We start from the raw sequence: 24,229 nt of genomic DNA on the forward strand, positions 1-24,229 counted from the left end.
GAACGGGGAATTTGCGCCTATTCCAACCCCATCGCGGCCATCATGCTTTCGATCTTGGCCACGTCCTGCGGATTGTTCAACTCCCAGAACTGACGGCCTTTGGCCTCGACCTCGACACACAGAACCTTGCGCCCGTTTTCCATGAATCGCAGCTGTTCCAGCCCCTCGAGTTGCTCCAGCGGCCCGACCGGCCAGCCCGGATAGGCGGCCAGCGCGTCGGGGCGGTAGGCGTAGACGCCCACATGGTGGAACACCGGCGTCGGATCCGACCCGGCATAGGTGTCGGCGGTGAAGGGGATCACTTCCTTCGAGAAATAGAGCGCGCTGTGATCGGACGCGAAGACGGCGGTGGTGCCGCCGACCCGGCCATGCCTGCGGTCGTTCAGTAGCCCGTTCAGCGCCTCGCCGTCGCACCGCAGGACCGGCGTGGCCACGCCGGCCTCGGGCGCGGCGCGCAGGCCCTTGACCAGATCTTCGATGAACCAATGCGGGGTCAGGGGGGCGTCGCCCTGCAGGTTGACCACGATCTCGTACCCGCCGCCCAGCCTGTCATGCGCCTCGGCGCAGCGTTCGGTGCCGTTGGCGCAGCTTTCTGAGGTCATCACCACCTCGGCGCCAAAGCCCTCGGCCGCAGCGCGGATGCGGTCGTCATCGGTGGCCACCACCACCCGGTCGACGTCTGAGACCGACATGGCCGCGCGCCACGACCTTTCGATCAGGGTCATGGGCTTTCCCGTTGCGCCGGTCAGTGACACCAGCGGTTTGCCCGGATAGCGGGTCGAGGCATAGCGGGCGGGGATCGCGATCAGAACCGACATCAGGCCTCCTTGAGTTCGACGCCGGGGGCATAGGCGATGAAGAACGGGTTGGCATAGCCTTCCTTGCCGTAGGTCAGCGGCGCGTGGTCGTCAAAACGAACCACATGGCCCCCGGCACCCGCCAGCACCGCGTGGCCAGCGGCGGTGTCCCACTCCATCGTGCGGCCGACACGCGGGTAGACGTCGGCCTCGCCCGTGGCCACAAGGCAGAATTTCAGCGACGAGCCCGCCGACTTGCTGTCCTTGACCTGGTATTTGTTGATGTAGTCATCCGTGGCCTGATCGCGATGCGATTTCGAGGCCACCACCAAAAGCGCCGAATTGTCCGGATCAGAGACTGAAATCGGGGTGACCTCGCCCGGTTTGTCCTTGTCCAGAGCGCCGGTTTCTTCGACCGATCGGCCATCGGCCAGGGTATAGAACATGCGCCCGCGGGCCGGGGCATAGACCACGCCGCGGGTGGGCACGCCGTTTTCGACCAGCGCGATGTTCACGGTGAAATCGCCACGTCGGTTGATGAATTCCTTGGTGCCGTCCAGCGGATCGACGATCAGAAAGGTGTCGCCCTGCTGGCTGTGCGATGCGGCCTGTTCCTCGGTCACCAGCAGGATGTCGGGAAAGGCCGCGCGCAGCCCGGCTGAGATCAGCGCATCGGCGGCTTCGTCGGCTTCGGTCACGGGGCTGGAATCGGATTTGACCTTCACGTCAAAATCATCGGCATCGTAGATCTCCATGATCTTGTCGCCCGCTTCGAGGGTCAGGCGTCTGATCACGGGGATGAGGTCGTCATAGGTCACAAAAATGCTCCGTTTCCATGGTTTGTTGATCCGAAAACCTGACGAACTTATGCTGTGCCGGATACGGAACGGCAAGGAATTCGTGCCACGCTGGCGGAACAAAACCGGGAAAGAGCGTTCGAGTGTTCTATTACAAGCGAAGCAGCAGCCTTGTGGGTGGGGCATTCAACCTTGCGGAACTGGTGTTTCACGCCGTGGTCCGCAACATCCGCTCGCAGCATTCCAATGCCGTAATCGCCATCATGATGAACATCGTCCAGGTCGTTTTGATGGCGACCGTGTTCTATTTCATCATGTCGTTTCTGGGCGGACGGGTGGCCAAGATCCGGGGTGAGTTCATCCTGTACATCCTGTCCGGCATCTTTCTTTTCATGACGCACATCAAGTCCGTCGGTGCGATCGCGGGGCTTGGAGGCACCAACAATCCCATGATGCTGCATTCGCCGATGAACATGATGGTTCTGCTTTTGGCCGCCGCCTTCGGGACCTTGTATACGCAGGTCGTTTCAATCCTGGTGATCCTGTTCGTCTACAGCGTCGCGGTCAATCCGATCGAGATGCAGGACCCGGGCGGCGCGTTCGCGATGCTGATCCTTGCCTGGTACACCGGCTGCGCGGTCGGTCTGGTCTTCATGGCGCTCAAGCCATGGATGCCGCAGACCTCCACCATACTCAGCAATGTCTATCGCCGGATGAACATGATCTTCTCGGGCAAGATGTTCGTGGGCAATGCGCTGGGCGGATGGATGCTGGCCATGTTCGCCTGGAACCCGTTGTTTCACGTGATCGATCAGTGCCGCGGTTTCGTGTTTCGCAACTATTTTCCGCGCAACTCCAGCTGGGAATATGCGCTTTGGGTCGGTATCGCCCTGATGATGATCGGGTTGCTGGGAGAGTTCTTTACCCGCAAGCACATCTCGAAAAGCTGGGATGCGCGCCGTTAGGTTGCCACGCGCAGCGTCAGGTTGATCCGGCCCCCTTTGGGCAGCAGGCGCGAAGAGCCGAAGCGGATCCGGTCGATACCGTGATAGGCCAACCGGGCGGGACCCCCCATGACGACCACGTCGCCGGAACTCAGCCAGACGGACTCGGTTTTGCCGCCGCGGGTCGTGTTGCCGATCCGGAACAAGGCGTCATCGCCCAACGAAACCGACAGGACCGGCCACGAGAAATCGGCCTCGTCCTTGTCCTGGTGCATTCCCATCTTTGCGCCTTCGCCGTAATAGTTGATCAGACAGCAATCGGGATCTCGATCGGTTCCGGCAAGGTCGCGCCAGATCGACAGGATCGGGTCCGGAATGGCAGGCCACGCCATGCCCTTGGGGTGCGCGTCCTGGTACCGGTATCCAGCCCCGTCCGACACCCAGCCCAGGGTTCCGGCAGACGTCATGCGAACGGACATTTTGCGCCCCGAAGCGGTGCTGGGATGAAACAGCGGAGCGGCTTTCAGAATCGGCCGCAGTAGCTCGATGATCTGCCGCTGAGCAGCGCCGTCCAGATGGCCTTTTCGGATGTCGAACCCCCGTAAATTCAGGCGCGTCATGACAGAAACCTCATTCCTTTCGAAATCCTTGCCAAAAAAGGCCCAAGATTCCCGAAAACCTGCATTTCACAACGCTTGCAGGCCTCAGGCCTCGCCCTTATATACGCCGGGACGCGCGATGGTGTAGACCTGTCGCGCCCAGCAGATCGGGGCAGGGATGCCGTAACGGGTTCCGGCCTCGGGACATCGCCTTGAAAAGAAAGGGATCGAAAAATGGGAAAAGTAATCGGGATTGACCTCGGGACCACCAACTCGTGCGTAGCGATCATGGACGGCGCGCAGCCGAAGGTCATCGAAAACGCGGAAGGGGCGCGGACTACGCCCTCGATCGTCGCCTTCACCGAAGACGAGCGACTGGTCGGGCAGCCGGCGAAACGCCAGGCGGTCACCAACCCCGACAACACGATTTTTGGCGTCAAGCGCCTGATCGGGCGTCGTGTGGATGACGCAGAAGTCCAGAAGGACAAGAAAATGGTGCCCTACGCCATCGTCGATGGCGGCAACGGCGACGCTTGGGTCGAGGCCCGCGGGCAGAAATACTCCCCAAGCCAGATCTCGGCCTTCATCCTCGGCAAGATGAAAGAAACCGCTGAAAGCTATCTGGGTGAAGAAGTCACGCAGGCCGTGATCACCGTTCCGGCCTATTTCAACGACGCTCAGCGTCAGGCCACCAAGGACGCAGGCAAGATCGCCGGACTGGAAGTGCTGCGGATCATCAACGAACCGACTGCCGCCGCGCTGGCCTATGGCCTGGACAAGCAGGACAGCCAGACCATCGCGGTCTATGACCTTGGCGGTGGTACCTTCGACGTGACCATCCTGGAAATCGACGACGGCCTGTTCGAGGTCAAGTCGACCAATGGTGACACCTTCCTGGGTGGTGAAGACTTTGACATGCGCATCGTCAACTACCTGGCCGACGAGTTCAAAAAGGAACACGGCGTCGACCTGAGCCAGGACAAGATGGCGCTGCAGCGTCTGAAGGAAGCCGCAGAGAAGGCCAAGATCGAGCTTAGCTCGACCACCCAGACCGAGATCAACCAACCGTTCATCTCGATGGGCGCGAACGGTCAGCCGCTGCATATGGTCATGAAGCTGACCCGTGCCAAGCTGGAATCGCTGGTCGGCGACCTGATCAAGAAGTCGCTGAAGCCCTGCCAGGCCGCTCTGAAAGACGCCGGCATCTCGGCCAGCGACGTGGATGAGGTTGTTCTGGTTGGTGGTATGACCCGGATGCCGAAAGTCATCGAAGAGGTGACCAAGTTCTTCGGCAAGGAGCCGCACAAAGGCGTGAACCCGGACGAAGTCGTGGCCATGGGTGCTGCGATCCAGGCCGGTGTTCTGCAAGGCGACGTCAAGGACGTGGTTCTGCTGGACGTGACCCCGCTGTCGCTGGGCATCGAAACCCTGGGCGGAGTGTTCACCCGCCTGATCGACCGCAACACCACGATCCCGACCAAGAAGTCCCAGGTCTTCTCGACCGCCGAGGACAACCAGAACGCCGTGACCATCCGGGTGTTCCAGGGTGAGCGTGAAATGGCTGCGGACAACAAGATCCTGGGCCAGTTCAACCTTGAAGACATCCCGCCGGCCCCGCGCGGCATGCCTCAGATCGAGGTGACCTTCGACATCGACGCCAACGGCATTGTCTCGGTTTCGGCCAAGGACAAAGGCACCGGCAAGGAACAGAAGATCACGATCCAGGCCTCGGGCGGACTGTCGGAAGAAGACATCGAAAAGATGGTCAAGGACGCCGAGGAAAACGCCGAAGCCGACCGCAAGCGCAAGGAGCTGGTCGAAGCCAAGAACCAGGCCGAAAGCCTGATCCACGCGACCGAGAAATCGATCGAGGAGCATGGCGACAAGGTCGATCCGTCGACCATCGAGGCCATCGAACTGGCGCTGGCGGCCCTCAAGGACGAGGTCGAGTCGGACAATGCCGACAAGATCAAGGCCGGCATCCAGAACGTGACCGAAGCGGCCATGAAACTGGGCGAGGCGATCTACAAGGCGCAGTCCGAAGAGGCCAGCGACGAACCGGCAGCCGCGGATGCGGGTCCCGGCGATGACGACATCGTCGATGCCGAGTTCGAAGACCTGGACGATGACAAGCGCAACTAACGGGTAACCGGGCCAATTCGGGCCGGTCCGGATGCCGGGCCGGCCCGTTTACGTTGAGGCAGAAGGAAATACCGATGTCAAAACGCGACTATTACGAAGTGCTCGGCGTGTCCAAGGGTGCTTCGGCGGATGAGATCAAGAAAGCTTTTCGCCGGAAGGCGAAAGAGCTGCACCCCGATCGCAACAAAGACAACCCGGATGCCGAGGCCCTTTTCAAAGAGGCCAACGAGGCCTATGACGTTCTGCGCGACGCTGACAAAAAGGCCGCGTATGACCGGTTCGGCCATGCTGCGTTCGAGAATGGCATGGGCGGCGGCCAGCGTGGTGGCGGCTTTGGATCGGGCGATTTCTCCAGCGCGTTTTCCGATGTGTTCGATGACCTGTTCGGCGATTTCATGGGGGGACAGCGTGGCGGCGGCGGTCGCCGTGCCGCTCGCGGCTCGGACCTGCGCTACAACCTGAGGGTTTCGCTGGAAGAGGCCTATTCCGGCCTGCAGAAAACCATCAACGTGCCGACCGCGGTGGCCTGCTCGTCCTGCGAGGGCACCGGCGCCGAGGGCGGAGTTGAACCAACCACCTGCCCGACCTGTTCCGGCATGGGCAAGGTGCGCGCACAACAGGGCTTTTTCACTGTCGAGCGCAGCTGCCCGACCTGTGCGGGTCTGGGGCAAATCATCAAAAACCCCTGCAAATCCTGCCACGGCTCGGGCCGGGTCGAGAAGGAGCGCGCGCTGTCGGTCAACATTCCGGCAGGCGTCGAAACCGGCACCCGTATCCGTTTGGCTGGCGAGGGCGAGGCCGGAATGCGCGGCGGTCCTCCGGGTGATCTCTACATCTTTGTCGAGGTGACGCAGCACAAGCTGTTCGAACGGGATGGCCCGAACCTGTATTGCCGCGTGCCTGTCAGCATGGCGAAGGCGGCGCTGGGCGGCTCGATAGAAGTGCCCACCATCGACGGTGGCCGCGGCCGGGTGCAGATTCCGGCCGGCAGCCAGTCGGGCCGGCAGATGCGCCTGCGCGGCAAGGGTATGCCTGCGCTGCGGGGCGGCGGTATCGGTGACATGTTCATCGAGCTTGCGGTCGAGACTCCGGTCAACCTGACCGCGAGGCAAAAAGAGCTGCTGCAGGAGTTCGACGATCTGGGAGAGGACAACCACCCGGAATCGAAAAGCTTTTTCTCGTCCGTTAAATCCTTCTGGGAAAGGATGCAAAGCTGATCCCAGCGTTCCAGACCCCGAAAGGCCGGCGTATCATCGCCGGCTTTTTTGTTTTCTAAGTCCAGATTGGCCCGAAACTGCGCGGAATTGGCCCTTGATTCTCGGCCTCAGCCTTGAGAATGTCCGCGCCAACCGTTGGGGTGCCCCGGAACCGGGGCTGAGAGGCGCGAGCCAACCCATCGAACCTGATCCGGGCAATACCGGCGGAGGGAACGGTCTAAAACACTCAGACGTTTTCCATGCCCGCGTTGCCCCACATGCAAGAAGGGAGCGACATGGCGCATATCGCTTTGACCATCGCAGGATCCGACAGCGGCGGAGGGGCCGGTATTCAGGCCGATCTCAAAGCGATGTCGGCGCTGGGTGTGTTCGGTGCCAGTGTCATCACCGCGGTCACCGCCCAGAACACGCAGGCGGTCACCGCTGTGCATGGTATCCCGCTGGACGTGATTGCCGCGCAGATCGACGCGGTTCTGTCCGATCTGGACGTGCGCGCGGTCAAGATCGGCATGTTGGCCACGCCCGAGATCATCCAAACCGTCGCCGACGGCCTGTCCGGCTTTGCCGGGCCCATCGTGCTGGACCCGGTGATGATCGCCAAATCGGGCGATGCCCTGCTGGCGCGCGAGGCGGTGCAAACGTTGCGCGAGGTGCTGCTGCCCCGCGCCACCGTCCTGACCCCGAACCTGCCCGAGGCCGCCTGTCTGCTGGACCGGTTGGTCGCCGAAACGCCCGAGGAGATGGTCGCGCAGGGCCATGACCTGTGCACCCTGGGGGCTGGGGCCGTCCTGATGAAAGGCGGACACGGCAAGGGCGATACCTGCCATGATCTGCTGATCGATCAGAACGGCGTAATCGGTGAATTTACCGCGCCCCGTCAGGACACGCGCAACACCCACGGCACCGGATGCACCCTGTCCTCGGCCGTCGCGGCCGGTCTGGCCAAGGGGCTGCCTCTGGTCGATGCGGTGGCGCAGGCGCATGACTACCTGCAAGGCGCGATCACCCGCGCGGATGAGTTGCAGGTCGGCTCGGGCCACGGGCCGGTACATCACTTCCACCGGGTATGGCCGGCGTGACGGTTTGGTCGGTCATAGGTGCCGGCGTCGCCGGCTTGGCCGTGGCCTCGGAACTGGTGGCGCGGGGCGCGCAGGTACAGGTGTTCGATCCGGGCGGGCCGCCCGGTGCGCATGGGTGTTCCTGGTGGGCCGGCGGCATGCTGGCGCCGTGGTGCGAATATGAAAATGCCGAGGAACCGGTGCTGAGGCTGGGGCAGCAGGCGATCGACTGGTGGGCGGCCCGCATCCCGGTCGCGCGGCAGGGAACGCTGGTCGTGGCCAACACGCGCGACCTGCCCGACCTGCGCCGCTTTGCCCGCCGGACCGAGGGATTCACGCAGGTCGATCACGCGAAAATCGCCAAATTAGAGCCTGATCTGCACGGGTTTTCCCAAGGCCTGTTCTTCGCCGACGAGGCCCATCTGGACCCTCGCCGGGCATTGCAGGACCTCTATCGCGGCCTGCAGGACAAAGGGGTCGAATTCCACCGCAAGCTGGCCCCGTCGCGGCTGGACAACGCCATCGACTGCCGGGGCCTGCACGCGCGCGACATCCTGCATGATTTGCGCGGTGTGAAGGGGGAAATGCTGGTGATCCGCTGCCCCGACGTGACCCTGACCCGGCCCGTGCGGCTGTTGCATCCCCGGATGCCGCTCTATGTCGTACCGCGGGGCGAGGGCATCTACATGCTGGGCGCCACGATGATCGAATCCGAGGACAGCAGCCGGATCACCGCGCGCTCGATGCTGGAGCTGCTCAGTGCGGCCTATGCGCTGAACCCGGCCTTTGGCGAGGCCGAAGTGCTGGAGATCGGCGTCGATCTGCGCCCGGCCTTTCCCGACAACCTGCCGCGGATCCGCCGGCTGGGGCGGACGATCTATGCCAACGGGTTGTATCGCCACGGCTACCTGCTGGCCCCGGCGCTGGCCCGGGGCGTGGCCGATCTGGCGCTGAACAACACACATTCGGAGATGGTCGATGAAGATCGTGCTTAACGGCGAGCCGCGCGAGGTGCGCGCCGAAACCCTTGGCGAATTGCTGGCCGAATGCGGCTTTTCCGGCCGCGTCGCCACCGCGGTGAACGAGGAATTCGTGCCCTCAAGCCTGCGCATCGCGCATAAACTGGCCGAGGGCGACCGGGTTGAGGTCGTCGCACCGATGCAGGGGGGATGAAGATGAAGACGTTTTACGGCACCGAACTGCCCAACCCGCTGATGTTGGGCACCGCGCAATATCCCAGCCCGGCGATCCTGGAACAGGCGTTCCGGGCCAGCGTCGCGGGTGTCGCCACTGTCTCGCTGCGGCGCGAAGGCGCGGGCGGAGCAGGTCAGGCCTTCTGGTCGATGATCCGCGATCTGGGCGTGCTGATCCTGCCCAACACCGCCGGCTGCCACACGGTCAAAGAAGCCGTCACCACCGCCCACATGGCGCGCGAGGTGTTCGACACGCCGTGGATCAAGTTGGAACTGATCGGCCACACCGACAGCCTGCAGCCCGACGTGTTCCAACTGGTCGAGGCCGCGCGCATTCTGACCGACGAAGGGTTTCAGGTGTTCCCCTACACCACCGAAGACCTGATCGTGGCCGAACGCCTGCTGGCCGCCGGGTGCCAGGTGCTGATGCCCTGGGGCGCGCCGATCGGGTCGGGGCGGGGCCTGAACAACGAATACGCCCTGCGCGCGATGCGGGCCGAGTTTCCCGACGTGCCGCTGGTGGTGGATGCGGGCATCGGTCTGCCCAGCCACGCCGCCCACGCGATGGAGCTGGGCTATGACGCGGTTCTGCTGAACACCGCCGTCGCCCGCGCGGGCGATCCGGTGGCGATGGCGCAGGCCATGGCGCTGGCGGTGCAGGCCGGGCAACTGGCGCATCAGGCCGACCCGATCGAGCCGCGCGACATGGCCGAACCCTCGACCCCGGTGATCGGAAAGGCCTTTTTGTCATGACGCTCGACCGCTTCTATCCGATCTTCGATCATAGCGACTGGCTGCGGCGGATGCTGCCGCTGGGTGTGAAGCTGGTGCAGCTGCGGATCAAGGATCAGCCCGACGCGGTGGTGCGCACGGAAATCGCCGCCGCGCAGGCCCTGTGCCGGGACCACGGCGCGGTGCTGGTGGTGAACGACTATTGGCAGGCGGCCATCGACGCGGGATGTGACTGGATTCATCTGGGGCAGGAGGATCTGGACGACGCCGACCTGCCCGCCATCCGCAAGGCCGGGCTGAAACTGGGCGTGTCCACCCATGACGATGACGAGCTTGAACGCGTGCTGTCGATGGATCCGGACTATGTGGCCCTGGGGCCGGTCTATCCGACCATCCTGAAAAAGATGAAATGGCACCAACAGGGCCTGCCGCGCGTGACCGAGTGGAAACGACGCGTGGGCGACATCCCCCTTGTCGGCATCGGCGGCATGAGCGTCGAGCGCGCGCCGGGCGTGTTTCAGGCCGGGGCCGACATCGTCTCGGTCGTGACCGACATCACCCTGAACGCCGACCCCGAAGGCAGGGTGCGCCAGTGGCTCGAGGTCACGCGATGAGCCGCTATGCCCGCCAGATGATCCTGCCCGAGGTCGGGGCCGAAGGGCAGAACCGCCTTGCCCGCGCGCGGGTTCTGGTGGTGGGCGCCGGGGGGCTGGCCGCGCCCGCGCTGCCGCTGCTGGCCGGGGCCGGGGTGGGGCATCTAACTATCGTCGACCCCGATACGGTGGACCTGTCGAACCTGCACCGCCAGACGTTGTTCGGCGAGGCCGATTGCAGCCGCTCCAAGGCCGAAGCCGCCGCCGAACGCTGCCGGGCGCTGAATGGTGAGATCACCGTTGAAGCGCGAAAACAGGCTCTAACACCGGCAAATGCTGCTGATCTGGTGGCCGAGGTCGACCTGGTTCTGGACTGCGCCGACAGCTATGCGGCCAGCTATACGCTGTCGGATACCTGCCTGGCGCAGGGTAAACCGCTGATCAGCGCCTCGGTCCTGGGTCTGTCGGGTTATGTCGGCGGGTTCTGCGGCGGCGCGCCGTCTCTGCGCGCTGTATTCCCCGATGCGCCCGACAGCGGGGCCAGCTGCGCCACCGCCGGGGTGCTGGGTCCGGTCGTGGCGATGATCGGCGCGATGCAGGCGCAGATGGCGCTGGGCGTGATCCTGGGCCTCGATCCCTCGCCGCTGGGCCAGATGGTGCAGGTGGACGGGCGCAGTTGCACCAGCAGCGGCTTCCGCTTTGACACCGCGCCGGAACCGGACGGCCATTTCCCCTTTGTTGCCCCCTCGCAACTGACCCCGAACGACCTGGTTGTCGATCTGCGCAGCGTCGAGGAGGCGCCCAAGCCGATCCACCCCAACGCCCGCCGCCTGACGGTCGAGGCGCTGAAAGCAGACCCTAACAAAGGAAAATTGCTGGCCCTCTGCTGCGCCACCGGGCTGCGTGCCTGGCGTGCGGCCGAGGAATTGCACCCCCATTGGCGCGGCCCGATCGTTCTGGTCGCCGCCGCAACGTCGTGAAGCAAAAGGAAACGCAGACCATGAAGAAACTGATCACCGCCCTTGCCCTGCTGGCCGCCGCGCCCGCCTGGGCGCAGGACAAGATGACCGTCCTGCTGGATTGGTTCGTGAACCCCGACCACGGGCCGATCATCGTGGCGCAGGAAAACGGCTATTTCGCCGAACAGGGACTTGAGGTCGAAATCGTCCCGCCTGCCGATCCGTCGGCTCCGCCGCGCCTTGTGGCCGCTGGTCAAGCCGATCTGGCCGTGTCCTACCAGCCGCAGCTGCATCTGCAGATCCACGAGGGCCTGCCGCTGAAACGGGTCGGCACACTGGTCGCCACGCCGCTGAACTGCCTGCTGGTGCTGGAGGACGGCCCGATCAAGACGCTGGCCGACCTCAAGGGCAAGAAGATCGGCTTTTCGGTCGCCGGCGTCGAAGAGGCGATCCTGACCGCGATGCTGAACGCGCATGGCGTGTCGCTGGACGATATCGAGATGATCAACGTAAACTTCTCGCTGTCGCCGTCGCTGATGACGGGGCAAGTGGACGCCGTGATCGGCGCCTTCCGTAATTTCGAACTGAACCAGATGGATATCGAAGGCGTTCCGGGCCGCTGCTTCTACATCGAGGAAGAAGGCGTGCCGCCCTATGACGAGCTGATCTATGTGGCCAACCCCGAAACGATGGACAAGGACATGATTGCCCGCTTCCTGGCCGCCACCGAGAAGGCCACGCAGTATATCGTTAACAATCCGGAAAAAAGCTGGGAGATCTTCGCCGCCACCTCGCCCGAGCTGCAGGACGAGTTGAACGCCCGCGCCTGGGTCGACACGCTGCCGCGTTTCGCGCTGCGCCCTGCAGGCTTTGACGCCGGCCGCTATGCCCGGTTCGAGGCCTTTCTGAAAGACTCCGGCATGATCGACAGCATCAACCCGGTCAGCGACATCACCATCGACGTGACCGCGCAATGAGCGACTATGGCAAAGCCTTCGCACTGATGCGCGATGCGGCGCAGGGGCCGTGGCGGGACTATACCCGCCACGCCTTTGTCGAGGGGCTGAAGGACGGCACCTTGCCGCGCGAGGCGTTTCTGCATTATTTGCGGCAGGATTACGTGTTCCTGATCCATTTCTCGCGCGCCTGGGCGCTGGCGGTGGTAAAATCGGAAACCCATGCCGAGATGCTGGCCGCGTCGCGCACGGTGAACGGTCTGATCAGCGAAGAGATGAAGTTGCATATCGGCATTTGCGAGGCCGAGGGCATCAGCCAGGACGAGCTGTTCGCCACGCCCGAACGCCCCGAGAACCTGGCCTATACACGCTATGTACTCGAGGCCGGCTACAGCGGTGATCTGCTGGATCTGCTGGCGGCGCTGGCGCCCTGCGTGATGGGATACGGGGAAATCGGCACACGGCTGCCGTCCGAGGCCACCTCGGACACCTATCGCGATTGGATCGACGCCTATTCCAGCAGTGAATATCAGGAAGCCTGTCAGGCTGTGGGTGAACTGCTGGATTCGGCTCTGATACGGCGACTTGGGGCGGATTTCCGTACCACACCGCGTTGGGATCGTCTGTGCCAGACCTTCCGCACCGCGACTGAGCTCGAGGTGAATTTCTGGCAGATGGGTCTGACCCCATGACCCCGCCCCCCGATCTGACCATCAGCGGACAGGCTAGTATCGACGGCGCGCCTCTGTTCGCGCCGCTGACCCTGTCGCTGAAGGCCGGGCAGTGGACCTGTCTGCTGGGCGGATCGGGGGTCGGCAAGACCACGGTTCTGCGCCTGATCGCCGGGTTGGCGACGAGGGCAGAGTTCACCGGCGAGATCCGCGCCAGCGACGGGCTGCCGGTGGCCGAGCGTGTGGCCTACATGGCGCAGGATGATCTGCTGCTGCCTTGGGCCACGGTCGCGCAAAACGTGGCGCTGGGCGCGCGGCTGCGCGGCGAACGGGTCGATCAGGACCGCCGCGCCCGGTTGATCGAACGGATGCGGCTGCAGGATCACATGGCCAAGAAGCCCTCGGAACTGTCGGGCGGGCAGCGTCAGCGGGTGGCATTGGCCCGGACCCTGATGGAAGACAAGCCGATCATCCTGCTGGACGAGCCGTTCTCGGCGCTGGATGCGCGCACCCGTGCAGACATGCAGGACCTGGCCGCCGAAGCGTTGCAGGGTCGCACCGTGCTGCTGGTCACCCACGATCCGGCCGAGGCCGCGCGTCTTGGTCAGTCGATCATGGTGATGACGCGCCACGGCCTGACCCCATGCCAACCGCCCCATGCACCGGCCCCGCGGAAGGTGGACGATCTCGAGACGCTGGAAACGCAGGGGGCGCTGCTGAAACTGCTGCGCGAGGAGGTGGCATGAAGACGCTCTCGGCCCTTGCCGCGACGTTGTTTGCGCTGGCCATTTGGCAGGCGATCGTCACCCTGACCGGCCTGCCGAAGTTTATCCTGCCCGGCCCGGCATTGGTGGCCGAGACCTGGTGGCAGAACCGCTGGCTGATCGCCGAACACACCTGGATCACTGCAATCGAGGTGCTGATCGGTTTGGCCTGCGGCACCGTGCTGGGCGTCGTCACCGCGCTGCAGCTGGCCAATTCCCGCGCCGCGCGGGTGCTGGTGCAGCCGATGCTGGTGTTCACCCAGGCGCTGCCGGTCTTTGCGTTGGCACCGTTGCTGACCCTGTGGCTGGGCTATGGGCTGTGGTCCAAGGTCGCGATGGCGGTGCTGATCATCTATTTCCCCATCACCTCGTCGTTTTTCGACGGGCTGATGCGCACGCCGTCCGGCTATCTGGACTTGGCCCGCACCATGCAGGCCAGCCCGCGCAGCGTGTTGTGGCATATCCGCATCCCGGCGGCGCTACCCTCGCTGGCTTCGGGGATGCGGCTGGCGGCGGTCTATGCCCCGATCGGGGCGGTGATCGGCGAATGGGTCGGCTCGTCGCAGGGGCTGGGATACCTGATGCTGCTGGCCAATGGTCGCGCCAAGACCGACCTGATGTTCGCTGCGATGCTGACGCTGGGGGTGTTCTCGATCCTGCTGCATCTGGCCGTGCGCCGCGCCACGGCCCGCATGGCCGGTGAGGCGCGTTAACCATTCGGAAACCGATTCTGGGGCAATCATGGGCGCATGACCAAGGACGCTTTTGCCGAAGCCCCATCGCTGTTCGAAACTGACGAAGCGCCGGTGACGCCGCTGCCCACGGGTCGGCTGCCCTCGTATATCAAGGACCACCGCAAGCGCCTGCGTGAACGGTTCATGTCGGGCGGCGCCGGGGCGATGCCGGATTACGAGTTGCTGGAACTGGTCCTGTTCCGCTCGATCCCCCGGCAGGACGTGAAACCGCTGGCGCGGCTGCTGCTGGATACATTCGGCGATTTCAACCGGGTGCTGACCGCCCCTGTGGAACGCCTGCGTCAGATCAAGGGCGTGGGCGATACGGTCATCACCGACCTCAAGATCCTCGAGGCCTGCGCCCATCGCATGGCCCGCGCCCGGGTGATGCAGCGGCATGTGATTTCCAGCTGGGACGCGTTGCTGGATTATTGCCACACCACCATGGCGCATCGCGAGATCGAGCAGTTCCGCGTGTTCTTCCTGGACCGCAAGAACGTGCTCATCGCGGATGAGGAGCAGGCCAAGGGCACCGTCGATCACGTACCCGTCTACCCGCGCGAGGTCGCCAAACGCGCGCTGGAACTGAACGCCTCGGCGCTGATCCTGGTGCACAATCATCCGTCGGGTGATCCAACCCCGTCGCAGTCGGATATCGACATGACCAACCGCATCAACGATGCCTGCGCCGCACTGGGGCTGACCTTGCACGACCACCTGATCATCGGCAAATCGACCGAGCTGAGCTTCCGCTCGGAAGGTCATCTCTGACCGCTAGCGCACCCAGACTTCGACACGACGGTTGGCCTTGCGGCCCCATTCCGTGTCGTCGCAGGCCATGGGCATGGCTTCACCGAAACCTTCGACGGCGATCTCGACGGTTTCGGGGACGGCGGTTTCGATCGCGGCAAGGATCGCGTTCCGCACTGTCTGTGCGCGCCGCAAGGCGATGCGGGCATTGGTTTCCGCAGCACCGTCTCCGTCACTGAAACCGACGAAGACCAGTTTGCGCCCGTCATACTGGCCCGATTCAAGCGCCTGCGCCATTTGCAGGATGTTCGATCGCGACTGCGCGTCTGGCCGCGACGATCCCGGCTCGAACCGGAAAGACACCGACAGGCGCGACAGCGGGCGCAAAGTTTCGATCATCCGTTGCAGTTCTTCCAGACCCACCTCGGACCCACCCGAGGTGATGGCGTTGGCCAACCGGTCGCCCTGAAGCCCAAGACGTACCAGTTCGTGGGACTGGTCGACGAAACCGGCTTGCCGGATGACCATCTGTGCCTCGGGGCTTTGGACATACGCCAGAAACTGGCGGGCGATCTTCGGGAGGCGCCGCTGTGGAAGATACAGGAACATCGGCAGGGTCAGCGGATAGTCCTCGGTCTTGATGGCGGCGCGCGTGGCGCGCAATGCGTGACCGCATCCGCCGGCCAGCGGCAGATTGCGCACGTTTTGCGGGTCAGCGTGGCTGACGATACCGAGTGCGAACGGATCGCGCGCAACCGCTGCTGCCAGTTCCGCGCTGCGGGTGTGGCGGATCACGTCCTCATGCGCCTGCACACCGGCTGGCTGCATCACCTGGTCTTGCACGGCCTGACCAACACCGGTTGTCACATCCGGCAGATGAACGGCGATGGGGGCATCCGGGCCACCGAGCTGTGCCCAGTTGGCGACCTCGCCATTTATGACCCGCGCCAGGTCCGAAACCGAGATCTGCTGGATCGGATTGTCCAATGAGACCACCGGCACCAGCGCGCCAAGAGCCACCACCCGCGACCGGCGCGGTCGGGACAGGTCGCCCAGACCGTTTTCCTGCGCCGCCGCGGCCTCCTGCGGGCGGATTTCGCGCATCGCCAAAGCAATGTCTGCCTGATCGGCGGTCAGATCGGCAAAACCGCGGTCGGTGTCCGAAACGCGCAGGAAAAACCGCGCCAAAGGGGCGGTCCGATCCGGCTGCGTCAGGGCAAAGACAAGCTGCGCAGGGTCCGTGCCTTCGCTTAGCACGTTCAGGTTTTCTCGTTGCGCAAAGCCTTCGATCAACGCCGGAAGTAGGGATTCGGCCATCACCGATGCGCCAGAGAAGTTCACTTCGGCCACAAAATCGATCAGGTTGGGGCAAGCCGGACCGTCGCAGGTGACGCCGGATCCATCCACCGTCAGTTCGCCGAACTGGGTGTCCACACGGTAGAACTCACCATCAAACCCCAACAGGTTCCCGGTGATCTCGACCTTGCCGTCATGCGAGGTCAGCGTGATGTCCTGAGCGAGGGCGCCTGAAGCGCCAGCCATCAACGACAACACCGTCATCGTCGCGTGAAGATACTTCATAAAGACCTGTAGACCTGCCTGCCGTTACTTTGCGGCGATTGTCAGGTCTTGGAACAGATTATTCAACACCAGAAAGTCCTGTCCGCTGTCGCAGGCCGGGAGGGTGATCGACAACTCTCGCGACCGCAGCCCTTGATCGTCCAGCAACTCGAGCGCTTGCAGATCCAGGTCCTGCCCACAATTCCGGGGAGTCACTTCGGCCTCGATGCTCAGGGCGACGGTGCCATTTGCGTCGGCTGCGTTGCGAGGGATCGAATAGATCTCGACATTGCGCTCGCCGGCCATGCCAAAGTGGACAACCTGCCCGGTGCCGGAACCGCTGGCGTTCGACCAGACATGCCCGGCCTCGCCGTAGGATGCACCGAACTCCAACGCGTGCAGTTGCAAATCGGTGTCCCCCGTCCATTGCAGCGCAACCCGGTCATAGTCTGAAAAATCAGGAATGTGAGTGGTGGCGACAGTGCCGCGCTGGTTTTTGAACGAGATCAGGAAAATGGCATATTCCGACAGGGCGGGAATGGACAGGTCCAGACGGCCGTCCTTGTCGGTTCGGGCGCTGAACGTCATGCCGCTGTGGTGCAGCTCGACGGTTTCATCGGGGTTGCAGGGGGCCTTCAGGGTCAAACGTGCTGTCGCGTTGGGGGCCGCCATTGCGCGGGCCCGGAGATCGCAGTTGACCTGCGCCTGAGGAACGGCAGGCTCAGCCCGGGGCGGAGCCTTGGCCGAGGGTTCGGGGGCCGTGGACGCATTCGGCGACGCCGAAGTCAGAACGATACCTTCCAACCCGGCAATCACGGTGCCTTCTCCAGACGGCTGGATCATCGCTTGACGTGTTTCCTGCACGTCCGGCTGCGAGGCCGGTCCGTTCTGCATCAGGTAGCCGATGGCCAAGGCGCATGCGACCGTGCCACCTGTGGTCACGTAGTTCCGTATTACAAACAAGACACCCTCCCCAGTTGAAGGAGCGAGTCGGAGACTGCTTAACAATCGCGGCCAATATGTGGCCGCGACGCGGACTCATTATGTCGGGAATCTGACCGGATCAGGCAAGCCGACCATGGCAGTGCTTGAATTTCTTGCCGGATCCGCAGGGGCAGGGATCGTTGCGCGACGGATTACCCCAGGTTGACGGGTCGTCCTCGACAAAGCCGGGCCGCGCATCGCCCGAGGCCTGCGCCTCGGCTACCGCTTCGGCCTGTTCGGCGGCTTTCTTGATCTGTGCCTGCTGCGCCTGCATCTGTGCCAGCATCTCGCGCTGCTCTTCTTCGGTCAGCGGGCGGACGCGGGCCAGTTGCTGGGTAACCGTTTCACGCAGGCTGTCGAGCATGTTCTCGAACAGCTGGAAGCTTTCGGTCTTGTATTCGTTCAGCGGATCGCGCTGGGCGTAGCCGCGGAAGCCCACGACCGAGCGCAGATGTTCCAGGGTCAGCAAGTGCTCGCGCCACTTGCTGTCGATGGTCTGCAGCAGCACCTGCTTTTCGATGTTGCGCATGTTCTCGGGGCCGAAGGCGGCGGCCTTCTGGGCCATCATCTCGTCGGTGGCCTTGATCAGGCGCTCGCGAACCACGTCGTCATCGACCCCATCCTCGGCTGCCCACTCTTGCACCGGAACATCAATGTTCAGCTTTTCCTTGAGGGTCGCGTGCAGCCCGTCGGTGTCCCACTGGTCGGCGTAGGTTTTGGGCGGCATGTACTGGTCGATCAGATCGTCGATGACCTGTTCGCGCATGTCCGAAACGATTTCGGACAGATCGTCGGTCGACATGATTTCGCGTCGCTGGTTGAAGATCACCTTGCGCTGATCGTTCATCACGTCGTCGAACTTGAGAACGTTCTTGCGCATGTCGAAGTTGCGGCCTTCGACCTTGGCCTGCGCGCGTTCGAGCGATTTGTTCACCCAAGGGTGGACGATCGCTTCGCCTTCTTTCATGCCCAGGGTGGTCAGAACCTTGTCCAGCCGTTCCGAGCCGAAGATGCGCATCAGGTCGTCTTCCAGGCTGAGGAAGAACACGGTGCGGCCCGGGTCGCCCTGACGGCCCGAACGGCCGCGCAGCTGATTGTCGATGCGGCGGCTTTCGTGGCGTTCCGAGGCCAGAACGAACAGACCGCCAGCCTCAAGCACCTTTTGCTTTTCTTCCGCATGGCGCGCCTCTTCCCGGGCGCGCAGTTCGGCCGGGTCGGCGTCGGGGTTCTCGGCCAGCGCCTGCATGACGCTCATTTCCACGTTGCCGCCCAGCTGGATGTCGGTGCCGCGGCCGGCCATGTTGGTGGCGATGGTTACCGCGCCCAGACGTCCGGCCTCGGCCACGATCTGGGCCTCCTGCTCGTGCTGGCGCGCGTTCAGGACATTGTGCTTGATGCCTTCCTTGGTCAGCATCTCGCTGAGCATCTCGGACTTCTCGATCGAGGTGGTGCCCACCAGAACCGGCTGGCCCTTGGCATTTGCTTTCTTGATCTCTTCGATCATGGCCGCGTATTTCTCGGCCGCGGTGCGATAGACCTGATCGTCCTCGTCGGCGCGGGCGATCGGCTTGTTGGTCGGCACTTCGACCACGCCCAGGCCGTAGATCTCGGCGAATTCCTCGGCCTCCGTCAGGGCGGTACCGGTCATGCCGGCCAGCTTGTCATAGAGGCGGAAATAGTTCTGGAAAGTCACGCTGGCCAAAGTCACGTTTTCGGGCTGGATCGGCGCGCCTTCCTTGGCTTCGATCGCTTGGTGCAGGCCTTCGGACAGACGGCGGCCCGGCATCATGCGCCCGGTGAATTCGTCGATCAGAACCACGTTTCCATCGCGGACGATGTAGTCCTTGTCCCGCTGGAACAGCTTGTGCGCACGCAGGCCCTGGTTGACGTGGTGCACCACCGTGGTGCTTTCAGGGTCGTACAGCGACTGGCCCTCGGGCAGCAGGCCGCTGGCGTGCAGCTGCTCTTCAAGGAACTCGTTGCCTTCATCGGTGAAGGTCACGCTGCGGGACTTCTCGTCGATCGTATAGTGATCGTCCTGCAGGGACGGGATCAGACCGTCAATGGCCGTGTACAGATCGGACCGGTCCTGAGATGGACCCGAGATGATCAGCGGCGTGCGCGCCTCGTCGATCAGAATCGAGTCGACCTCGTCCACGATCGCGAAATTGTGGTGCTTCTGGTAGACCTCGTTCAGATCCGCCTTCATGTTGTCGCGCAGATAGTCGAAGCCCAGCTCGTTGTTGGTGGCATAGGTGATGTCACATGCATAGGCCGCTTTTTTCTCGGCATCGGGCTGGCCCGACCAGATCACGCCGGTGGTCATACCCAACGCGCCGAACACGTTGCTCATCCATTCGGCGTCACGCTTTGCCAGATATTCGTTGACCGTGACGACATGCACGCCCTTTCCGGTCAGTGCGTTCAGATAGGCGGGAAAGGTGGCGACCAGGGTCTTGCCTTCGCCGGTTTTCATCTCGGCGATATTGCCCTGATGCAGGAAGATGCCGCCCATGAGCTGCACGTCAAAGGCCCGCAGACCCAGCGCGCGCTTGGCGCCCTCACGAACGTTGGCGAAAGCCTCGGGCAGCAGGTCATCCAGGCCCTCGCCCTCGTTGGCCCGCTTGCGCAGCTCTTCGGTCTTGGCTTTCAGATCGTCATCCGAGAGTTTTTCGAACTCCGGCTCCAGCGCGTTGATCTTTTCGACCAGCGGGCGGGTTGCCTTGATCTTGCGGTCGTTCGGTGTTCCGAACACCTTTTTGGCAAGCGTACCGAGTCCCAGCATGTTCACTCCAGCGGATCTTTTCTTGTCTTGGTTGCGACAGGCTTGCCCACCTTGCGCGCAACCCATAGATAGCTGGGAGGAAAAGATGGTCCTGTCAAAGGCTGCAAGCGATGTAAGCGGCAGGTTCCAGAGTGTCAACGCCACGCCCTGTCGCGGCCAGAATATAGGATGAATTCATGCCCAAAGGTCTCACTTTTCTGCCATCGCTGGCTCTTGCGGCCATGATGGCCCTGCCTGTCGCCGCTGAAACCGAACCCTCTGCCGATACGGTTGTGGCGCGCGTCAACGGCGACGAGATCACTTTGGGTCACGTGATTGCCACTGCGGCTGGCCTGCCGCCGCAATATCAGCAGTTGGAAGACGAGGTCCTGTACCAGTTCATCGTCGAGCAGCTGATCCAGCAACAATTGCTCAGCCAGGAGCAGGACGAGCTGACCCGCCTGAACGCTCTGATGCTGACCAACGAAGAGCGCTCGCTGAAGGCGGTGCAGACGGTGAACCAGATCACCGATGCCCAGGTGACCGACGACGCGATCCAGGCCGCCTATGACGCGCAGTTCGCGGACTTCCAAGGCGAGGACGAGTTCAACGCCAGCCACATCCTTGTTGCGACCGAGGACGAGGCCAAAGAGATCAAGGCGCAACTGGATGACGGGGCCGATTTTGCCGAGCTGGCCAAGGAGAAATCCACCGGCCCGTCCGGTCCCAATGGCGGCGCGTTGGGCTGGTTCGGCAAGGGTCAGATGGTGCCCGAGTTCGAACAGGCCGTGATCGGGCTGGAAAAAGGCCAGGTCTCGGACCCGGTGCAGACCCAGTTCGGGTGGCATGTCGTGATCCTGAACGACAAACGCAAATCCGAAGCGCCCGAGTTTGCGGCGGTGCGGGATGAACTGGCCCAGTCCGTTCGTCAGGAGGCCATTCAGGCCAAGATCGACGAACTGACCCAAGCCGGCAGCGTCGAGCGCCCCGAGGTCGAGGGCCTGACCCCGGATGTGGTCCGCAAGCTGGACCTGGTTCAGGAGTAAATCCCAGTGGCCAAGATCACCAAGGTGTCTCCGCTGGCCCCTGCGGCCTTTCCTGATCTGCCGGTCATCGACGGTGTGCGGTTCGCCACCGTCGCCGCCGGGGTGCGGTATCAGGGCCGCACCGACGTGATGCTGGCGGTGCTCGACCCGGGCACCGCGGTGGCCGGTGTGTTCACCCGTTCGGCCACACGTGCGGCGCCGGTGCTGGATTGCCAGGACAAGATCGGTGGGCCCAGCGACGGGCCGGCGGCGATCCTGGTGAACTCGGGCAACGCCAATGCCTTTACCGGGCAGTACGGGCAGGCCTCAGTCGAGCAGATCACTGCAGCCGTGGCGCAGGCGACCGGTGTGGCGCAGAACCGCGTGTTCACCTCGTCCACCGGGGTGATCGGCGAGCCGCTGCCGCATGACCGGATCGTGGCCGGGCTGGACGAACTGACCGCCGGCCTGCGCGCCGACGCCTTGGAAGAGGCCGCGCGGGCGATCATGACCACCGACACCTTCCCCAAAGGCGCCAGTGCGCAGGTCGAGATTGACGGCAAAACAGTCTCTATTGCAGGGATTGCCAAAGGGTCGGGCATGATCGCGCCCGACATGGCGACGATGCTGGTTTATATCTTCACCGACGCGAAGATCGACCAATCGGCGTTGCAACGGATGCTGTCCGAGCAGACCGACCGGACCTTCAACTGCATCACCGTGGACAGCGACACCTCGACCTCGGACAGCCTGCTGCTGTGCGCGACCGGCGCGTCGGGCGTGGAGGCTACCGGCAATGCCGATTTCGCGCGGGCGTTGGAATCGGTGATGCTGGATCTGGCGCATCAGGTGGTGAAGGACGGCGAAGGCGCCACCAAATTCGTCGAGATCCGCGTGACCGGCGCCGCCTCGGACGCCGATGCCAAGGTGCACGGCATGGCCATCGCCAATTCACCGCTCGTGAAAACCGCCATCGCCGGCGAGGACCCGAACTGGGGCCGCGTCGTCATGGCGATCGGCAAATCCGGCGCGGCAGCTGACCGCGACACGCTCAGCATTTCCTTCGGCGATATTCTCGTGGCCGAAAAAGGCTGGGTCAGCCCGACCTATCGCGAGGAAGACGCCGCCGCCTACATGAAGGGCCAGGAACTGGTGATCGCCGTCGATCTGGGGCTGGGCGAGGGTAAGGCCACCGTCTGGACCTGCGATCTGACCCACGGGTATATCGAGATCAACGCGGATTACCGGTCGTGACATCAAAGCAATTCCAGCAAAAGTGGAGCCCGGTTTTGCGTCCGGGATTGAGACCATGAAAACGGTTCTCGTCTCTGCCGTCGCCTTGATCGACGTGGATGGGCGGGTGTTGCTGGCGCAGCGCCCGGAGGGCAAGGCCATGGCTGGGCTGTGGGAATTTCCCGGCGGCAAGATCGAGCCGGGCGAAACCCCCGAGGCCGCCCTGATCCGCGAATTGCACGAGGAACTTGGCATCGACACCTGGGCCTCGTGCCTGGCGCCGCTGACCTTTGCCAGCCACAGCTATGACGATTTCCATCTGCTGATGCCGCTGTTTGCCTGTCGCAAATGGCAGGGCATTCCGCAGTCGAAAGAAGGTCAGGCGCTGAAATGGGTGCGCGCGAACGATCTGCGCAACTATCCGATGCCGGCGGCAGATGTTCCACTGATCCCGATTTTGCGGGATTGGTTGTAGGGCGCAAAGCCAAGGACGTTCGAGTTGATAGGTCTGGATGTCTTGTATGCGGGACGAACTCGACATTCGCGGCAAGCGGCTTGAGCCGCCCAAAAACAACAAACGAAACCGCCCTACGCGGTTATCTAAGCTGTGTTCAGGCTAACCCTCAAAATGATCTTTCGATCACCTTTTCAAGTGAAACTGGTGTGACTTTAACAATCCGCTCGAATGGATTCCCCATAACGACGATTCCAAAAAGCACTGCTCCGTTCAATGCCGCAAACATCGCCATCACCGCCGTAGAAGCACTACTCAAGGGGTATGCTAGCAAACAAATCGCAGTAAAAACAAAACCGACTGAAGCGATCGTCCAGAATAGCCGGGTTGGGCCAGACAGGACATTCAAACTGAGAGTGGCACGGGTCTCTTGCACAACCAGATGACTGGTAAGAAGGTCTTCTGCAATCGGTTCGTTTGCGTTTGACCGCAGATGTATCAAGCCAGTACCGATCTCACGCATTAGCGCGTCTGCTGCCAACGAAAGCTCGCCTTTCCTGAGAAGGGGCCATTCCTCATTGACTAAGACGTTTGCCAGTTCCGCCACTTTGGCTCTTATGATCGCAGCTTCCGGGTCGCTCGACCAACCCAAGCCTTTATAAATTCGCTCTATTTCTATGGCCTGCTGGTTGGCAACAGATCTCAATTCGGTGAAGTCGTCTCGAGTTACGCTAAAGCCAAGTGTCAGCAACAGCGAGTGTATCACTGATATTCTGAATGCGCCCCAATCAAGAATCTTGATGTGTTCGTCGGCAATTCGGTTGTGTATCACGGCGTACATCAGGCGGTACAGCAAAGTTGTGACGAGGGTGAAGCATGCGACACACAGCAAGAATACGGGTATCAGATCATTAGAAAAGGCCAAGGTCCGTACCTTTCGATCACTTTTTCGCCGCTCAACACCCACTTTTGAATGAGCATCCAGCAACTTTATATTGGAAACGTACGATCGCAAACACTGCTACTTTGGGTCGCCGAGGACAAACGTCAGCTTCGAGCTCGAAGCTGCCATTTATCACGCTCTGCATATACGACCGTTATCATATTCTCTTTAGCGTTTCGGCGTAGAAGCAGAATGCAAACCCACGCCGCTCTTTTTTGAAGCGTGATGTTCCGATTTGTACAAGACGTACAAATCGGAACATCACCCCGGCATCCCTGTTACAATTCGTAAGAATTGAGAAAACATCACGAAAAAGTTGACGCTGATCGTCCTCCTTGTCCTTAATCGGGGCAGCGGCGC

The 24,229-nt window shown here is 62.7% G+C and carries 24 protein-coding genes and 1 riboswitch; of the genes, 17 read left to right on the forward strand and 7 right to left on the reverse strand.

Translation table 11 applies throughout. The annotated features are described in order from the left end of the window. Nucleotides 1-17: 17 nt before the first annotated feature. Both ACR0JC_RS10705 and cysQ read right to left on the reverse strand, forming a co-directional pair. On the reverse strand, nucleotides 18-818 hold the full coding sequence (locus ACR0JC_RS10705) for a 3-deoxy-manno-octulosonate cytidylyltransferase family protein (RefSeq protein WP_170342683.1): 801 nt from the start codon (nucleotides 816-818) through the stop codon (nucleotides 18-20). Next, entirely contained in the window at nucleotides 818-1,615 is a 798-nt protein-coding gene (gene cysQ, locus ACR0JC_RS10710; protein ID WP_170342686.1) for a 3'(2'),5'-bisphosphate nucleotidase CysQ, read from the reverse strand. Before cysQ ends, ACR0JC_RS10705 begins: the two co-directional genes overlap by 1 nt. 122 nt (nucleotides 1,616-1,737) lie before the next feature. Here cysQ and ACR0JC_RS10715 point away from each other — a divergent pair, with 122 nt between their 5' ends. Beyond that, nucleotides 1,738-2,559 carry an ABC transporter permease gene (locus ACR0JC_RS10715; protein ID WP_093963926.1) on the forward strand — a complete coding sequence of 274 codons (822 nt, stop codon included), beginning with the start codon at nucleotides 1,738-1,740 and terminating at the stop codon, nucleotides 2,557-2,559. Here the strand turns inward: ACR0JC_RS10715 and ACR0JC_RS10720 are convergent. After that, nucleotides 2,556-3,158, reverse strand: coding sequence for an alpha-ketoglutarate-dependent dioxygenase AlkB family protein (locus tag ACR0JC_RS10720; RefSeq protein ID WP_170342689.1), 603 nt, complete (start codon nucleotides 3,156-3,158; stop codon nucleotides 2,556-2,558). The genes ACR0JC_RS10715 and ACR0JC_RS10720 overlap by 4 nt on opposite strands. 213 nt (nucleotides 3,159-3,371) lie before the next feature. Here ACR0JC_RS10720 and dnaK point away from each other — a divergent pair, with 213 nt between their 5' ends. From dnaK to radC, 13 genes are all read left to right on the forward strand, one after another. Then, a complete protein-coding gene (gene dnaK, locus ACR0JC_RS10725) occupies nucleotides 3,372-5,279 on the forward strand; it encodes a molecular chaperone DnaK (RefSeq protein ID WP_170342692.1) in 1,908 nt (635 codons plus the stop codon). A gap of 74 nt (nucleotides 5,280-5,353) precedes the next feature. After that, entirely contained in the window at nucleotides 5,354-6,496 is a 1,143-nt protein-coding gene (dnaJ, locus tag ACR0JC_RS10730; RefSeq protein ID WP_170342694.1) for a molecular chaperone DnaJ, read from the forward strand. 126 nt (nucleotides 6,497-6,622) lie between these two features. Further along, nucleotides 6,623-6,725: riboswitch (TPP riboswitch) on the forward strand. Between the two features lie 46 nt (nucleotides 6,726-6,771). Further along, on the forward strand, nucleotides 6,772-7,575 hold the full coding sequence (gene thiD, locus ACR0JC_RS10735) for a bifunctional hydroxymethylpyrimidine kinase/phosphomethylpyrimidine kinase (RefSeq protein ID WP_170342696.1): 804 nt from the start codon (nucleotides 6,772-6,774) through the stop codon (nucleotides 7,573-7,575). Then, complete coding sequence (locus tag ACR0JC_RS10740; protein ID WP_170342901.1) at nucleotides 7,572-8,549, forward strand: FAD-dependent oxidoreductase; 978 nt, start codon at nucleotides 7,572-7,574, stop codon at nucleotides 8,547-8,549. Before thiD ends, ACR0JC_RS10740 begins: the two co-directional genes overlap by 4 nt. Next, nucleotides 8,533-8,727 carry a sulfur carrier protein ThiS gene (thiS, locus tag ACR0JC_RS10745; RefSeq protein ID WP_170342698.1) on the forward strand — a complete coding sequence of 65 codons (195 nt, stop codon included), beginning with the start codon at nucleotides 8,533-8,535 and terminating at the stop codon, nucleotides 8,725-8,727. Before ACR0JC_RS10740 ends, thiS begins: the two co-directional genes overlap by 17 nt. 2 nt (nucleotides 8,728-8,729) lie before the next feature. Further along, entirely contained in the window at nucleotides 8,730-9,500 is a 771-nt protein-coding gene (locus ACR0JC_RS10750) for a thiazole synthase (protein WP_170342700.1), read from the forward strand. Next, nucleotides 9,497-10,093: a thiamine phosphate synthase gene (locus ACR0JC_RS10755; RefSeq protein ID WP_170342702.1), complete on the forward strand. Its 597-nt coding sequence runs from the start codon at nucleotides 9,497-9,499 to the stop codon at nucleotides 10,091-10,093. Before ACR0JC_RS10750 ends, ACR0JC_RS10755 begins: the two co-directional genes overlap by 4 nt. Continuing rightward, the gene (locus tag ACR0JC_RS10760; RefSeq protein WP_480763931.1) at nucleotides 10,090-11,052 is read left to right on the forward strand and encodes a ThiF family adenylyltransferase; all 963 of its coding nucleotides are present in this window, start codon (nucleotides 10,090-10,092) and stop codon (nucleotides 11,050-11,052) included. Before ACR0JC_RS10755 ends, ACR0JC_RS10760 begins: the two co-directional genes overlap by 4 nt. Nucleotides 11,053-11,072: 20 nt before the next feature. Beyond that, a complete protein-coding gene (locus ACR0JC_RS10765) occupies nucleotides 11,073-12,008 on the forward strand; it encodes an ABC transporter substrate-binding protein (RefSeq protein ID WP_170529527.1) in 936 nt (311 codons plus the stop codon). Further along, nucleotides 12,005-12,679: a thiaminase II gene (gene tenA, locus ACR0JC_RS10770; protein WP_170342708.1), complete on the forward strand. Its 675-nt coding sequence runs from the start codon at nucleotides 12,005-12,007 to the stop codon at nucleotides 12,677-12,679. The genes ACR0JC_RS10765 and tenA overlap by 4 nt, the downstream gene beginning before the upstream one ends. After that, a complete protein-coding gene (locus ACR0JC_RS10775) occupies nucleotides 12,676-13,404 on the forward strand; it encodes an ABC transporter ATP-binding protein (RefSeq protein WP_480763932.1) in 729 nt (242 codons plus the stop codon). Before tenA ends, ACR0JC_RS10775 begins: the two co-directional genes overlap by 4 nt. Further along, a complete protein-coding gene (locus ACR0JC_RS10780; protein WP_170342712.1) occupies nucleotides 13,401-14,135 on the forward strand; it encodes an ABC transporter permease in 735 nt (244 codons plus the stop codon). Before ACR0JC_RS10775 ends, ACR0JC_RS10780 begins: the two co-directional genes overlap by 4 nt. 36 nt (nucleotides 14,136-14,171) lie before the next feature. Further along, the gene (gene radC, locus ACR0JC_RS10785; protein ID WP_170342714.1) at nucleotides 14,172-14,927 is read left to right on the forward strand and encodes a RadC family protein; all 756 of its coding nucleotides are present in this window, start codon (nucleotides 14,172-14,174) and stop codon (nucleotides 14,925-14,927) included. Between the two features lie 3 nt (nucleotides 14,928-14,930). Here the strand turns inward: radC and ACR0JC_RS10790 are convergent, their stop codons facing one another. The 3 genes from ACR0JC_RS10790 to secA form a co-directional block, all read right to left on the reverse strand. Continuing rightward, a complete protein-coding gene (locus ACR0JC_RS10790; RefSeq protein WP_170342717.1) occupies nucleotides 14,931-16,487 on the reverse strand; it encodes a phosphate ABC transporter substrate-binding/OmpA family protein in 1,557 nt (518 codons plus the stop codon). A 24-nt stretch (nucleotides 16,488-16,511) separates the two neighbouring features. After that, entirely contained in the window at nucleotides 16,512-17,429 is a 918-nt protein-coding gene (locus tag ACR0JC_RS10795; RefSeq protein ID WP_170342719.1) for a hypothetical protein, read from the reverse strand. A 100-nt stretch (nucleotides 17,430-17,529) separates the two neighbouring features. Further along, complete coding sequence (secA, locus tag ACR0JC_RS10800) at nucleotides 17,530-20,235, reverse strand: preprotein translocase subunit SecA (RefSeq protein ID WP_170342721.1); 2,706 nt, start codon at nucleotides 20,233-20,235, stop codon at nucleotides 17,530-17,532. Between the two features lie 176 nt (nucleotides 20,236-20,411). Here secA and ACR0JC_RS10805 point away from each other — a divergent pair, with 176 nt between their 5' ends. The 3 genes from ACR0JC_RS10805 to mutT are packed head-to-tail and all read left to right on the forward strand — an operon-like array spanning nucleotide 20,412 to nucleotide 22,947. Beyond that, complete coding sequence (locus ACR0JC_RS10805) at nucleotides 20,412-21,260, forward strand: peptidylprolyl isomerase (protein WP_170342723.1); 849 nt, start codon at nucleotides 20,412-20,414, stop codon at nucleotides 21,258-21,260. Nucleotides 21,261-21,266: 6 nt separating this feature from the next. After that, nucleotides 21,267-22,493 (forward strand): bifunctional glutamate N-acetyltransferase/amino-acid acetyltransferase ArgJ, encoded by a 1,227-nt coding sequence (gene argJ, locus ACR0JC_RS10810; protein ID WP_170342726.1) that lies wholly within the window; start codon nucleotides 21,267-21,269, stop codon nucleotides 22,491-22,493. 55 nt (nucleotides 22,494-22,548) lie between these two features. Continuing rightward, nucleotides 22,549-22,947, forward strand: coding sequence for an 8-oxo-dGTP diphosphatase MutT (mutT, locus tag ACR0JC_RS10815; RefSeq protein ID WP_005979926.1), 399 nt, complete (start codon nucleotides 22,549-22,551; stop codon nucleotides 22,945-22,947). A gap of 148 nt (nucleotides 22,948-23,095) precedes the next feature. Here mutT and ACR0JC_RS10820 read toward each other — a convergent pair whose 3' ends face one another. Further along, nucleotides 23,096-23,914, reverse strand: a complete 819-nt coding sequence (locus ACR0JC_RS10820; RefSeq protein WP_170342728.1) for a bestrophin-like domain — start codon at nucleotides 23,912-23,914, stop codon at nucleotides 23,096-23,098. Nucleotides 23,915-24,229 lie beyond the last annotated feature (315 nt).

It is taken from the genome of Ruegeria sp. CH5 (assembly GCF_056537025.1).

Coding starts and splice junctions, on each gene's coding strand:
- ACR0JC_RS10780 (WP_170342712.1), top strand. CDS start 13,401: ATGAAGACGCTCTCGGCCCTTGCCGCGACGTTGTTTGCGCTGGCCATT.
- ACR0JC_RS10805 (WP_170342723.1), top strand. CDS start 20,412: ATGCCCAAAGGTCTCACTTTTCTGCCATCGCTGGCTCTTGCGGCCATG.
- mutT (WP_005979926.1), top strand. CDS start 22,549: ATGAAAACGGTTCTCGTCTCTGCCGTCGCCTTGATCGACGTGGATGGG.
- ACR0JC_RS10755 (WP_170342702.1), top strand. CDS start 9,497: ATGACGCTCGACCGCTTCTATCCGATCTTCGATCATAGCGACTGGCTG.
- ACR0JC_RS10775 (WP_480763932.1), top strand. CDS start 12,676: ATGACCCCGCCCCCCGATCTGACCATCAGCGGACAGGCTAGTATCGAC.
- dnaK (WP_170342692.1), top strand. CDS start 3,372: ATGGGAAAAGTAATCGGGATTGACCTCGGGACCACCAACTCGTGCGTA.
- ACR0JC_RS10790 (WP_170342717.1), bottom strand. CDS start 16,487: ATGAAGTATCTTCACGCGACGATGACGGTGTTGTCGTTGATGGCTGGC.
- tenA (WP_170342708.1), top strand. CDS start 12,005: ATGAGCGACTATGGCAAAGCCTTCGCACTGATGCGCGATGCGGCGCAG.
- radC (WP_170342714.1), top strand. CDS start 14,172: ATGACCAAGGACGCTTTTGCCGAAGCCCCATCGCTGTTCGAAACTGAC.
- ACR0JC_RS10750 (WP_170342700.1), top strand. CDS start 8,730: ATGAAGACGTTTTACGGCACCGAACTGCCCAACCCGCTGATGTTGGGC.
- dnaJ (WP_170342694.1), top strand. CDS start 5,354: ATGTCAAAACGCGACTATTACGAAGTGCTCGGCGTGTCCAAGGGTGCT.
- thiD (WP_170342696.1), top strand. CDS start 6,772: ATGGCGCATATCGCTTTGACCATCGCAGGATCCGACAGCGGCGGAGGG.
- secA (WP_170342721.1), bottom strand. CDS start 20,235: ATGCTGGGACTCGGTACGCTTGCCAAAAAGGTGTTCGGAACACCGAAC.
- ACR0JC_RS10760 (WP_480763931.1), top strand. CDS start 10,090: ATGAGCCGCTATGCCCGCCAGATGATCCTGCCCGAGGTCGGGGCCGAA.
- ACR0JC_RS10765 (WP_170529527.1), top strand. CDS start 11,073: ATGAAGAAACTGATCACCGCCCTTGCCCTGCTGGCCGCCGCGCCCGCC.
- ACR0JC_RS10720 (WP_170342689.1), bottom strand. CDS start 3,158: ATGACGCGCCTGAATTTACGGGGGTTCGACATCCGAAAAGGCCATCTG.
- thiS (WP_170342698.1), top strand. CDS start 8,533: ATGAAGATCGTGCTTAACGGCGAGCCGCGCGAGGTGCGCGCCGAAACC.
- ACR0JC_RS10705 (WP_170342683.1), bottom strand. CDS start 818: ATGTCGGTTCTGATCGCGATCCCCGCCCGCTATGCCTCGACCCGCTAT.